Raw genomic sequence first — 12832 nt, forward strand, 5'->3', positions numbered from 1 at the left:
GGGCGCTGGCTTGCCAGAAAATAGCTGATTTTTCGATGTTTTCCACCGTTAGACCCGGCTGGGCTTCATGAACAATTCAACTATAAAGCGGGGATTTGTAGACTAGACGGTGACTATTCCAGCGAAGGCGATATAGTGCGCCCCCAGAAACCTTTTCTGCTTTTTACGTATCGCGGCTTCGTATGCCTCTCACAGGGCGAGCCTCGACCGAGACCCTGAGTAACGTTGCGCGAAACGGAAACACTCAGGGTAAGCACGACTTCACCCTTTTCAGGAGTCATCAATGTTGGAGCTGTTCAGAAGCCTTTGGGGTTACCGGGGATTCGTCTTTTCATCTATACGCAATGAGTTTTCCGCACGATTCTCCCGCAGCCGCCTGGGTGGCTTGTGGATGATCATCAACCCGCTGGCACAGGTTGCGATCTACGCGCTGGTTCTCTCCAACGTTCTGGCTGCCAAACTACCCGGCATCGACAACAAGTATGCGTACGCGGTCTACCTGATGGCCGGTATGCTGGCCTGGAGCTATTTTTCAGAGATCATCGGTCGTTGCCTGACGCTGTTCATCGACCAGGGCAACCTGATGAAGAAGATGCGCTTTCCGCGCATCACACTGCCGGTGATTGTCGCGGGTTCATGCCTGCTCAACTACGTACTGTTGTTCGCAGCCATTTTGCTGGTCTTCGCTGCGTTGGGGCAATGGCCGCACTGGCAAATGTTGTGGCTGATCCCGCTGACTATCGTGATTACTGCGCTGGCCGTAGGGCTGGGGTTGATTCTGGGCGTCTTGAACGTATTCATACGCGACGTTGGCCAGGTCATTCCCATTCTGCTGCAGGTATGGTTCTGGTTTACCCCGATTGTCTACCCGCTCAACATCATCCCTGAACAATTCAAGAGTGTCATGGGCATCAATCCCATGTTCCCGATCGTCAGTGCCTATCACGATGTTCTGGTTTATGCGCGAGCGCCTGATCTGCAAAGTATGGCCGTCATCGCCGTTGTCGCTGCCGGGTTAATGCTGTTGGGTCTCTTCATGTTTCGCCGGGCGGCGCCGGAAATGGTGGATGTACTATGAGCCTGCTAAGTGTCAGTAATCTGGGAAAGGCGTATCGCGTCTACGCCTCTGAGTTTCAGCGCATCGCTCGCTGGTTTGGCATACCCACCAAGCCAAGTGAAGAGCACTGGGTGCTTAAGCACATCAGCTTCTCGATCGAGCCAGGTGAGGCAATAGGGATTGTCGGGCAAAACGGGGCGGGTAAGTCGACGCTGCTCAAGATGATAACCGGGACTTTGCAGCCTACTGAGGGGCATGTTCAGGTCAACGGTCGTATTGCCGCTATTCTCGAGCTGGGGATGGGGTTTACTCCCGACCTGACCGGGCGTCAGAACGTCTATCATGCCGCCGGCTTGATGGGGTTCAGTGCCGAACAGATCAACGGTGTCATTGATGAGGTCGAGGCGTTCGCGGAAATTGGCGATTACTTCGACGAGCCAGTGAGGATGTATTCGAGTGGTATGCAGATGCGGGTTGCGTTCGCGGTTGCCACAGCTATCAGGCCTGAAATACTTATCGTTGACGAGGCGTTATCTGTTGGCGATAGCTACTTCCAGCATAAAAGCTTCGAGCGTATACGTCAGTTCCAGGCTCAGGGAACGACATTGCTTATCGTGTCTCACGACCGAGGTTCCATTCAGGCGCTTTGTAGCCGAGCAATATTGCTTGAAAAAGGTACGGTGATAAAAGACGGCAAGCCTGAAGAGGTCATGGATTTTTATAATGCATTGATTGCTGAAAAGGAAAACGCAACGGTTCAGGTCCGAGAGCTTGAGGATGGTTCGATGCAGACTCGCTCAGGCAGCGGAGAGGCCACTATCGGCTCCGTCAGCCTGCACAATGCTGCCGGCGAGCGTATTGAGTATGTGTCTGTCGGCGAGCCAGTGTCTTTGCGCATCAATGCTCAGGTCAATAGTGCAATTCCTGAGCTGGTCGTAGGCTATCTCATCAAAGATCGCCTGGGGCAGCCTGTCTACGGCACCAACACCCATCACATGGACTGCAAGGTCATTGATCTGCAGGGAGGAGAGTCGCTGGATTACTCCTTCAATTTTCCAGCTAACCTGGGGGTGGGCTCGTATTCGGTTGCGGTGGCACTCCACACAACGGACAGTCACTTGTCACGCAATTATGAATGGGTAGATCTGACGGTCGTGTTCAATGTAGTCAATATCTCGCAAAGCGAGTTTGTTGGGTTGGCATGGCTGCCGCCTGTTGTGGAGTGCAGTAGATGACCGTTCCTTTCTATCGTGCTTTTGAAGACCGTTATCGTGGCTCGCGTGAGTTGATCCATGAGCGTCAGCAGGTTTACATTCCTTTCCTGGAACCTTTAAAGCAGATTTATCCGGAATCTCAGGCACTGGACTTGGGGTGTGGCCGTGGTGAGTGGCTGGAAATTCTTATTCAAAACGGCTTTCAGGCGCTTGGTATCGATCTTGATGTGGGTATGCTTGAGGCCTGTACGGCGTTGGGATTGCCGGTCGAAAACATGGATGCACTGGAAAAGCTGAGAAGCTTGCCAGATGAAAGCATGACAGTTATTTCTGGTTTTCATATCGCCGAGCATATCCCGTTTGGCGATCTTAAAGTGTTGGTTGCCGAGGCGCTGAGAGTACTAAAACCTGCCGGTCTGCTTATTCTGGAAACGCCCAACTCGGAAAATCTTGTGGTGGGCACGCAGACATTTTATCTGGACCCTACCCATACTTGCCCCATACCGCATTTGCTGTTGAGCTTTCTGACTGAATACTCTCGGTTTAGTCGCTCTCAGCTGCTGCGTCTTCAAGAGCCCGTCGCGCTGTCCGAAGGCGGACCTGTCGATCTGTTCAGCGTGCTGCACGGCGTCAGTCCGGATTACGCGATCGTCGCGCAAAAAGCGGCAGCTCCCGAACAGCTGGAGATATTCGACGCCGTTTTCGGTAAAGAGTACGGCATGTCGCTGGAGTCACTTTCGCGTCGCTATGACTCCCAAGTGGCAGGCTGGGTTGAAAAGAGTGACGCTACATGCGCTGAGCTGCGTGAGCAGTTGAATCAGGTTCAGCAACGCGGTCAGGAACTTGAGCAAATTGTGCGTGCGCTTGAAGAGTCAGGTACTGCGACCGAGACTGAACTGCGTGAGCAGTTGAACCAAGTTCAGCAACGCGGTCAGGAGCTTGAGCAAATTGTGCGTGCGCTTGAAGAGTCAGGTGCTGCGACCGAGACTGAACTGCGTCAGCAGTTGAACCAGGTTCAGCAACGCGGCCAGGAACTTGAGCAAATTGCGCGTACGCTGGAAGAATCGGGTGCTGCGACCCACGCTGAACTGCGTGATCAGCTCTCTCATGTTCAGGAGCAAGGCAAGCACCTCGAGAGCAGTGTGCACGCGCTGCAAAATAACGACGAAGTTGAAGCCAGGATACGTGAGGTGACACTGCGTGCCGAACTGGCTGAGTCGCGCGTTCATAGTTTTCAGCTGGGTCAAGAAGCTGCACAGTTGCGTATGAATGAATCGGAAGCGCGCTTGAATGAAGCGTTTTCTTACCTGAAAGAGCTTCAGGCGCAGGTTACGCAATTGCAGCAGGATACCGGCGTTACTAAAGTGACAGACGCAGTCTCTGCGCAAGCGCGGGTCGATGAGCTCCAGGCCCGTCTCAAGGAATCGTTGGATAATGCGCATCACTGGTGGCTGAAAGCCAACGAGAACCAGGTCGAACAAGCGCAGATGCATGAGATTCAAGCCCAACTGGATCAATCGCTGAACAATGCGCATCATTGGTGGCTTACAGCAACCGCTTATGAGGCGCGTATTGCACAGTTTGAAAATAGTAGGTCATGGCGGATAACTCGGCCGCTTCGCACGTCGGCCAGTTTATCCAGCAAAGCGTCCAGAGTACCTTCGAGTCTCTTCAAACGAGTGGTACGTTCTGTGTTGGCCCGCTCGATACGCTTTGTTTTGAATAGGCCGCGCCTACGCACGCGTCTTGTCAATAAAGCTCAGGCATATCCCAATTTTTTGAATAGCGTCAGGCAATTTGCCCTGCGTCACGGAATTATTCAGCCTCGGCCTCATGAAGTGACTCCTGTTACGGCTGCAACAGAGGCGACTGACGATGGTTTTCCGACAGCAAGCCCAAGGGTGGCGCGTGTTTATTCCGATTTGAAGCTGGCTTTTGAGCGCAAGGAAAACCGTTAATGCGTATTGTCATTGATCTACAGGGCGCTCAGTCCGAAAGTCGTTTTCGCGGTATTGGTCGCTATTCTCTGTCATTGGCTCAGGCCATCGCACGAAATGCCGGGAGCCATGAGATATGGCTAGCCCTGAACAACTGCATGTCGGAAAGCATTCCTGACATAAGGGCTGCCTTTGCTGGTCTTATTCCTGAGAGCCGCATACGTATATTTGACGTTCCGGGTGATGCGAACCCGACTCCTTGGGTGGCGAGAGCATCTGAAGTCATCAGAGAGTCCTTTTTGTCCACGTTGAAACCCGATGCGGTAGTGGTCAGCAGTCTGTTTGAAGGCTATTGGGCCAACGCAGTGACGTCCGTTGGGGCTGTGCCGGCAACGCATCAAACCGCAGTAATCCTCTATGACCTGATTCCGTTCATGAACGAGGATGTCTATCTTCCTACTGCAGAGCTGAAAGACTATTACCACCGTAAAATAGACTGGTTGAAGAAAGCCGATACTTTGCTGGCCATTTCCGATTCCTCGCGTCAGGAAGCGGTGACTCACCTAGGCATTGACCAAGCAAAGATAGCCAATATTTCCGCGGCTATTGGTGAGCAGTTTATTCCCGATGATGTGAATCTGAGCAAGAGTTCGGCGATACTTGAGCGTCTGGGCGTGAAAAGCGAGTTCATTCTTTATGCGCCGGGCGGCTTCGACCCCAGGAAGAATTTCGCTCGCTTGCTTGAAGCCTATAGCACGTTGCCCAGCGCGCTTAAGGCCAGGCACCAGTTGGTAATCGCAAGCAAGCTGCATGCTCAGCAGCGAATGGAGCTGCTCGCCTTCGCAGAGCAATATGGCGTCAAGGCTTCGGAGTTGGTACTGACTGGCTACGTCAATGATGCAGACCTGATTGCCCTCTACTCTTTGACCAAGCTATTTGTCTTCCCGTCGACCCATGAAGGCTTTGGTCTTCCGGTGCTGGAAGCCATGGCATGTGGCGCTGCGGTTATCGGTTCTAACTGCAGCAGTGTTCCGGAAGTCATAGGGTTCGACGAAGCGCTGTTCGACCCCTTCTCGGTCGGCTCCATCGCTGCGAAAATGCTAGAAGGTCTAGAAAGCGATGGCTTCCGCTCAAGATTGCTTACCAATGCAGGGGAGCAGTGCAAGAAGTTTTCGTGGGATGAGTCTGCGAAAAAAGCCATAGAAGCTTTGGAGTCGAGGCATTCGTCGGTTGCTGCTGATCAGCCTGACCTGCCTGATCCTGGAGCTGCATTGCTGGAGCGACTGATTTCACTCTCGGACACTGCGCCTACTGACATCGAGCTTTTTCAGGTTGCGAAAAGTATCGCATTCGACTTTGCAGGTGCTGATCACAGGCAGTTGTTGCTTGATGTATCCAGCATCGTTCACAGTGATGCCAAATCAGGTATTCAACGCGTCGTACGCAGTCTGCTCCATGAGTTCTTGAATGACCAACCAGCAGGCCTGACTGTTCGTCCGATCTACTTCGCGGATGGCCAGTATTATTATGCTAATGCCTTTGCCTCCCGCATCTATGATCAGTTTTCCGAAACGACAGATGCAATTATCGACTTCGCCCAAGACGACATCTATCTGTCTCTGGACTTGAACATGCACTTGGCCAGTCAGCTCTATCCGCTGCACAGTCAGATGCGGCAGATGGGCGTACAGGTCAGTTACATCGTGTACGACTTGCTGCTGTTCCACCGCCCTGACTGGTGGGTGGCGCCGAATGCTGAGTTGTTCAACGACTGGCTGCAGAAAATCAGCATGGTAGCTAGCAGTCTGATTTGTATATCGGGTGCAGTTGCGGATGAATTGAAGCAGTGGCTTGCTGACAATGTTGACAAGTGCGCAGGCAACAAGCCGAGTGTAAAAAGCTTCCACCTGGGGGCCGATATCGACAACAGCCTGCCTTCTGCAGGTCTGCCCGATGATGCAGGGGAGCTGTTGGCACGTCTGGCGCAGAAGCCAAGCTTCCTGATGGTCAGTACCGTAGAGCCGCGCAAAGGGCATGCGCAAACGCTCTCTGCTTTTGAAAGTCTCTGGGAGCAGGGGCAGGACATTAATCTTGTCATCGTCGGGAAACGGGGCTGGCTTGTCGACGAGCTGGTCGCACGCCTTGAAAATCATCCCGAGAAAGGCAATAGGCTTTTCTGGCTGGAAGGCATCAGTGATGAGTACCTCGAAAAGATTTACTCAGCATCTACCTGCTTGATCGCAGCATCCGAGGGCGAGGGGTTTGGCTTGCCACTGATTGAAGCTGCTCAGTACGGGCTGCCGATGATCGTTCGTGATCTGCCGGTTTTCAGAGAGATCGCACTTGATCATGCATTCTACTTTAGCGGTATGAACGATTCTGATATCAGCGCCGCGATCACGGCGTGGCTTGACCTTCACAAAGACGACAAGCATCCGGGCTCCGGTGACATGCCTTGGCTGACTTGGGAGCAAAGTGCTGCGCAACTGAAAAAAGCACTGATGTTCAGCGTTTAGTACCCGTCCTGGAAAATACTGCCATACAGCCGATTTGAACCTGGGCGCCGCATCGCGCCCAGGACTGAGCCGCTGTCGGGGGCCAAGGGCTGGTGCTGCAGCCGCAAATATCCCATCAGAACGGCTATCTGACAGCCTTTAAATACCGCTACACGGTAGGCATGTAACGCCATGTTGCTTGCTTAAAGACGCTAAAAACTCTATCCTCCGCGTCTATTTTTGGGCGATTTCTGCGCGTTAATCAGCGCTTGTCAGCGTCAAAACCTTCAATATGGTAGTGAGCAGCGTGATACCTACATTAATACGAAGAATCGCCAACCTCGTTTACAGACTTACTCGAGGGATATTTCCCTTATCACTCATCTCCTTCCTGATCGTCGGATCACTTGGCGTTCTGGTACACATGAGCATTCTCAAGACACTCATGCTGACCTCGACGGACAGCTTCCGGTATGCCAACGCAGGCGCGATGATCGTTGCTGCCAGTTTCAATTATCTGATGAACAATAAGTCGACTTATCGTGAGACAAGTCTGGCAGGCAAGCGAATCATTGCCGGGTATTTGATCTATCTGACGATCACTTCTCTTGGGCTGGGTTTGAGCTTGCTGATTTCTGGAGAAGTTTACGACCGGATACAAATGCCTATGATTTCCGCGCTGTGTGGCATCGTGGTCGGTTCGCTCTGGAATTATTTCATGTCCTATAACTTCGTTTGGAAAATGCTGTCTCCGAAACCCAAACCAATTGAACAGAATTAAGCAAAAATAATGAAAAAATTGATTTTTTTTGCCACCTATAACGAGGCCGGCAACGTAACGTCCATGATCGAGCGGATCACCGCTGCCGCACCCGATGCGGACATCCTCGTGGTCGATGACAGCAGCAAGGATGGCACCCTCGATATTCTGGCCACCTTGGCCAGACCAAGCCTGAAAGTGATCGTACGTCCAGGAAAGCTAGGGTTGGGTACTGCCCACCTTCTGGCATGGAAGTATGCGATTTTTCATTCATACGACATTCTTGTCACCATGGATGGCGACCACTCCCACGATCCCGCCGACATCCCGAAGCTGATTGGCGCTCTGGATGCCACTACTGACCTTGTCATCGGCTCTCGTTACGCTGAAGGTGGAAAGTGTGATTACACAGGTTATCGTCTGCGTGTCAGTCAGGCAGCAAACAAAGCCGCCAGGCTGTTGCTGGGCATCAAGCTGACCGAGTTTACTACCTCTTTTCGCGCGTTTCGCGTCAGCCGGTTGAATGCAATCGACTTCGACACGCTGGTCGTGGGTGGCTACTCATTCTTCCTCGCGGTGATTGTTCAGGCTTATCGACATGGCCTGAAGCTATCCGAGCGTCCAATCCATTTCCATGAGCGCAATGCAGGTGTGTCGAAGATCCCTCCACTGGAGATCTTCCGCGGTATCGCTAATTTGCTCAGGCTGACGGCAATCAGTCATTTCACCAAAGTTTCTCCTGCTGTGAGCAACGTGATAATGAAATGCGAAAAATGCCAATGTGAATTCTCGTTGATCAAAGCCGATCAGCCGGGTGCAAAAGGCACCAAGGACGAAGTGTGTCTGAGCTGTGGGAATCGTCAGATCGGTGCGAAAGGCGCATGACGGTCGTATCAACCAGCGATAATCGTAGCCAGCTACTGCTAGGCGTTCTGCTTATTATTCTGTCGGGTATTGTTGCGGGTGCGGTACTCCCGCTAACCCAGGCGCTGGCAGGGTTTCAGGACGGAGACGGGATTCTTACTTCGCTTATTTCGACTCAGAAACTGACTTGGTATTTTTGGGGCCAGGATCGCTTGCTGAATGTCATACCTGCACTGGCCTCTCCATTTTCGGACGTGGACACCAATCTCAGGGTACAGGTTTTTTTTAGAAGCATGTTTGCGTACCTTTCTCCGTTGGGAATCTTGATCTTCTTTAACCGAAGCCCGAGGTTTCTGCTGGTCGCGATTGCAATCACCAATATCATCGTCCTCGCCTGCCTGAGCCAATATGGTAAGTTCAATTTCTACGTCCAGCACAATACATTTGGCACTTCGATGGTCATGCTGGCATTCGCTTATGCGCTGACCTATTCACAACTGCCTAAGGCGGCCATTATGGTCATCGCCTTATTCGTATGCAGTGTTGCTTACGCTACAAACTACGCGTTACTGACCTACGCCATTCCGGTCATCTTTCTGTTGGGTGTCTTGCGCTGGCCTGACTGGAAACGATACCTTTCGTTCTTTGTTATCAACGGTTTGGCTATTCTGATTGCTCGTTACCACAGCCAGACATTTGGAGTGGCTTCTACAGACTTTGGTATGTTGATTTCGCTTCAGGGAATTATTGAGTCCCTGAATAGCATCTACCAGAATCTGAATTTAGGTGCGTTCCTTATCTTCTTGGCGATGACAGCTATCAGTTATCAGGTGTTGGCCGAAAAGAAATTTCTCGAACTGAGTGCTGTGGTTTGCGTTGGATTAGGAATTATTGTCCTTTTAGCCAACACCGTATGGCTGCAGATGAATCTTTATAACATTCGTTACTTCCTCACCAGCGAGCTTATTATCGCCAGTGTTATGGGGTTTATTATAACGCGCATGCTGATGCTCGGTCAGTATAAATATGCATTGATCATCCCAGGTCTTGGTTTGATCTATTGTGTATTTGTTTCTTCGCGTGGCTTCGGTGCAGACTATGACGAGCTGGTTGCTGCACCTTGGCGCTCTAATTCCGAGGCCGTAGCCAAGCGGGCTGTAGAAGAGAAAGCAGAGGTGATTACCGGAGGTTTCTGGGATGTCTGGCCTGCTCTGTTCGAAACCAAGCATCTGCAGCCTGATTTGCCGGTCTATGGCGCTGCGTTTCGTGGCGGAGTCCTCAGAGATGACTTCCTGGCAACGACAAAGGGCAAAGGCGAATTTACGGCGCTTTGCTTCTTCGACACCACTGAGCTTTGCGTAAACGAGATCGTTGGTAACTTCGGTGTCACAAGTGATAACCAACTGGTTGTCAAGAAGGCCGAACCTATCGTTGTAGGTGAGAAAAAACTGCTCAAGATGGTGCTTGAAGTCAACTGACTCCAGATGTAACTCCTGTCAGCAGCGCTAAACAGCGAAAGGGCGCGATACCGTTAAAAACGGTATCGCGCCCTTTATCGATCTGGCATCTCGAAGCGTCAGATTCAGGTCAGAAGACCTTTTCCTTCAGCACGTTCTTCAAATACTGGCCGTAGCCATTCTTGATCAACGGCTGTGCAAGCTTTTCAAGCTGCGCACCATCAATCCAACCCGCGCGGTAGCAGATCTCTTCCGGGCAGGCGACCTTCAAGCCCTGGCGCCTTTCCAGCGTGGCGATGTACTGGCCGGCCTCTAACAGGCTGTCATGCGTGCCGGTGTCCAGCCAGGCATAGCCACGGCCCATGATCTCGACGTGAAGTTGCTTCTGCTCCAGGTACAGCGTGTTGAGATCGGTGATCTCCAGCTCGCCGCGTGGGGAGGGCTTCAACTGGCGGGCCAGATCGACCACCTGATTGTCGTAGAAGTACAAGCCGGTGACGGCGTAATTCGACTTGGCAACCTTGGGCTTCTCTTCCAGCGACAGCACTCGGCCACTGTCATCGAATTCGGCTACGCCATAACGCTCGGGGTCCTGCACGTGATATGCGAAGACTGAGGCACCCGACTCACGGTTGCTGGCATTGAGCAGCAGCGACTGGAAGTCATGCCCGTAGAAAATGTTGTCGCCCAATACCAGTGCCGATGCATCGTTGCCAATGAAGTCCGCGCCTATGGTGAACGCCTGAGCCAGCCCATCCGGGCTTGGCTGTACGGCGTAGGTCAGGTTCAGGCCCCATTGGCTGCCGTCGCCCAGCAACTGCGAGAAGCGCGGCGTGTCCTGCGGTGTGGAGATGATCAGAATGTCACGGATCCCGGCCAGCAACAGCGTGCACAGCGGGTAGTAGATCATCGGCTTGTCGTACACCGGCAACAACTGTTTGGAGACAGAGAGCGTGGCCGGGTGCAAACGGGTACCCGATCCACCAGCCAGAATGATTCCTTTACGAGCCATGAGAGTCCTTAGCGCTGGATTTCGTCCAGCATGCGTTGTGCGCCTTGTTGCCAAGACGGCATCTTCAATTGAAAAGCAGTTTCGAGTTTACTCAAAGCCAGCCGCGAATTGCGCGGGCGCGGTGCCGGCACTGGATACGCTTCTGTGGGGATGGCGCCGATCTGGTCGGGCGCTACCTTCAATGCCACGCCATTACGTGCGGCGTGTTCCAGAACGAACTGTGCAAAGCCGTGCCATGACGTCTCACCGGCAGCAGCCAGGTGATAGATACCTGCCAACGCTGCCGGGTTTTGATCTGCGCGTACTCGATACAGAATCTGCGTAGTGACGTCGGCGATCAGCTCGGCACCGGTGGGGGCGCCATATTGGTCCGCTACCACGTTCAACGAGTCGCGTTCGGTGGCCAGGCGCAGCATGGTCTTGGCAAAGTTATGGCCGCGCGCCGCATACACCCAACTGGTGCGCAGTATCAATGCCTTGGCACCACTGGCCTGAATCGCCTGCTCGCCCATCAGCTTGCTGCGGCCGTAGACCGACAATGGGCCGGTTGGCGCGCTTTCCTGCCATTGTTCTTCACCACTGCCATCAAACACATAATCAGTGGAGTAGTGAATCAGCCATGCGCCCAGTGCGGCAGCCTCTCTCGCCAAAACGCCCGGAGCTTCGCCATTGATCAACATCGCCAGGTCCGGCTCGCTCTCGGCCTTGTCCACAGCCGTATAGGCCGCTGCGTTGACGATGACGTCAGGCGCCAGCGCACGAACCGTGGCAGCCAGGCGCTCCAGATCGGCCAGATCACCGCACAGGCCATCGGTACCCTGACGATCCAGCGCGATCACCTCGCCCAGCGGTGCCAGAGCGCGCTGCAGCTCCCAGCCAACCTGCCCATTCTTGCCCAGCAGCAAAATCTTCATACGTCGCTGACCTCATACTGTTGCACGATCCAGTCACGGTAACTTCCGTCCATGACACCAGTCACCCATTTCTGATTGGCCAGATACCATTCCACCGTCTTGCGAATGCCGGTCTCAAAGGTTTCCGCAGGCTTCCAGCCCAGTTCGCGTTCAATCTTGCGCGCATCAATCGCGTAGCGGCGGTCATGGCCCGGGCGATCGGTCACATAAGTGATCAGCTCTGCGTAAGCGCTGACCGGCTGACCGGTCTTCTGATTGATGACCTGACGCGCAGCGGCCGGAGCCAGTTCATCGAGCAGGGCACACAGAGTCTGGACAATATCGATATTGGCCTTCTCGTTCCAGCCGCCAATGTTGTAAGTCTCGCCCAGCGCACCGGCCTCCAGAACCCGGCGAATACCGGAGCAGTGATCTTCGACATACAACCAGTCGCGGATCTGCTGACCATCACCGTAGACCGGCAGCGCCTTGCCGGCCAATGCGTTGACGATCATCAGAGGGATCAGCTTTTCCGGAAAGTGGAAAGGCCCGTAGTTGTTCGAACAGTTGGTAGTCAGTACCGGCATGCCGTAGGTGTGATGGTAGGAGCGCACCAGGTGATCACTGGCAGCCTTGCTGGCCGAATAGGGGCTATTCGGCTGATACGGCGTGGTCTCGGTAAAAGCCGGATCGTTCGCGCCCAGCGTGCCATAGACCTCGTCTGTAGACACGTGCAGGAAACGGAACGCAGCCTTGTCGACCGCCTCCAGACCGTTCCAGTACGCACGAGCCGCTTCAAGCAAACGGAACGTACCCATCACGTTGGTCTCGACGAATGCCTCGGGACCGGTAATCGAACGATCCACATGCGATTCTGCAGCGAAATGCACCACCGCCCGCGGACGATGTTCGGCAAACAGCCGCTCCAGCAATGCCGCATCACCGATATTGCCGTGAACGAAACGATGCTGCTCGTTGCCTTCCAGCGACTGCAGGTTGGCCAGATTGCCAGCGTAGGTCAGCGCATCGAGGTTCAATACCGGCTCGCCATTACGAGCGCACCACTGCAGAACGAAATTCGAGCCGATGAAGCCGGCTCCGCCTGTGACTAGGATCATAGTGTAGGTCTCAGTCTATAAAGTA

Annotated in this window: 10 protein-coding genes; 7 read left to right on the top strand and 3 right to left on the bottom strand. The window is 53.4% G+C overall.

Annotated features, from left to right (window positions below; all coding sequences use genetic code 11):
• Positions 1-283 precede the first annotated feature (283 nt).
• The 7 genes from PCPL58_RS06735 (at position 284) to PCPL58_RS06765 (ending at position 9805) form a co-directional block, all read left to right on the top strand.
• A complete protein-coding gene (locus tag PCPL58_RS06735; RefSeq protein ID WP_004419153.1) occupies positions 284-1078 on the top strand; it encodes an ABC transporter permease in 795 nt (264 codons plus the stop codon).
• Positions 1075-2292 (top strand): ABC transporter ATP-binding protein, encoded by a 1218-nt coding sequence (locus PCPL58_RS06740; protein ID WP_004419151.1) that lies wholly within the window; start codon positions 1075-1077, stop codon positions 2290-2292. Before PCPL58_RS06735 ends, PCPL58_RS06740 begins: the two co-directional genes overlap by 4 nt.
• Positions 2289-4229: a class I SAM-dependent methyltransferase gene (locus PCPL58_RS06745; protein WP_004419150.1), complete on the top strand. Its 1941-nt coding sequence runs from the start codon at positions 2289-2291 to the stop codon at positions 4227-4229. The genes PCPL58_RS06740 and PCPL58_RS06745 overlap by 4 nt, the downstream gene beginning before the upstream one ends.
• On the top strand, positions 4229-6724 hold the full coding sequence (locus PCPL58_RS06750) for a glycosyltransferase family 4 protein (protein ID WP_004419149.1): 2496 nt from the start codon (positions 4229-4231) through the stop codon (positions 6722-6724). Before PCPL58_RS06745 ends, PCPL58_RS06750 begins: the two co-directional genes overlap by 1 nt.
• A 271-nt stretch (positions 6725-6995) precedes the next feature.
• Positions 6996-7484: a GtrA family protein gene (locus PCPL58_RS06755; RefSeq protein WP_004419148.1), complete on the top strand. Its 489-nt coding sequence runs from the start codon at positions 6996-6998 to the stop codon at positions 7482-7484.
• A 9-nt stretch (positions 7485-7493) separates the two neighbouring features.
• Positions 7494-8348 carry a polyprenol monophosphomannose synthase gene (locus PCPL58_RS06760; protein WP_046265874.1) on the top strand — a complete coding sequence of 285 codons (855 nt, stop codon included), beginning with the start codon at positions 7494-7496 and terminating at the stop codon, positions 8346-8348.
• Positions 8345-9805, top strand: a complete 1461-nt coding sequence (locus tag PCPL58_RS06765) for a hypothetical protein (protein ID WP_065349091.1) — start codon at positions 8345-8347, stop codon at positions 9803-9805. The genes PCPL58_RS06760 and PCPL58_RS06765 overlap by 4 nt, the downstream gene beginning before the upstream one ends.
• A 109-nt stretch (positions 9806-9914) precedes the next feature.
• On the opposite strand, the gene rfbA is transcribed toward PCPL58_RS06765, so the two are convergent.
• Genes rfbA through rfbB form a run of 3 tightly spaced genes read right to left on the bottom strand, consistent with a single transcriptional unit; the run spans position 9915 to position 12807 of the window.
• Positions 9915-10796, bottom strand: coding sequence for a glucose-1-phosphate thymidylyltransferase RfbA (gene rfbA, locus PCPL58_RS06770; RefSeq protein ID WP_065349092.1), 882 nt, complete (start codon positions 10794-10796; stop codon positions 9915-9917).
• Between the two features lie 8 nt (positions 10797-10804).
• Positions 10805-11710, bottom strand: coding sequence for a dTDP-4-dehydrorhamnose reductase (gene rfbD, locus PCPL58_RS06775; RefSeq protein WP_065349093.1), 906 nt, complete (start codon positions 11708-11710; stop codon positions 10805-10807).
• On the bottom strand, positions 11707-12807 hold the full coding sequence (rfbB, locus tag PCPL58_RS06780) for a dTDP-glucose 4,6-dehydratase (protein ID WP_024650061.1): 1101 nt from the start codon (positions 12805-12807) through the stop codon (positions 11707-11709). Before rfbB ends, rfbD begins: the two co-directional genes overlap by 4 nt.
• Between the last annotated feature and the right edge of the window lie 25 nt (positions 12808-12832).

It is taken from the genome of Pseudomonas cerasi (assembly GCF_900074915.1).
Lineage (GTDB): Bacteria > Pseudomonadota > Gammaproteobacteria > Pseudomonadales > Pseudomonadaceae > Aquipseudomonas > Aquipseudomonas cerasi.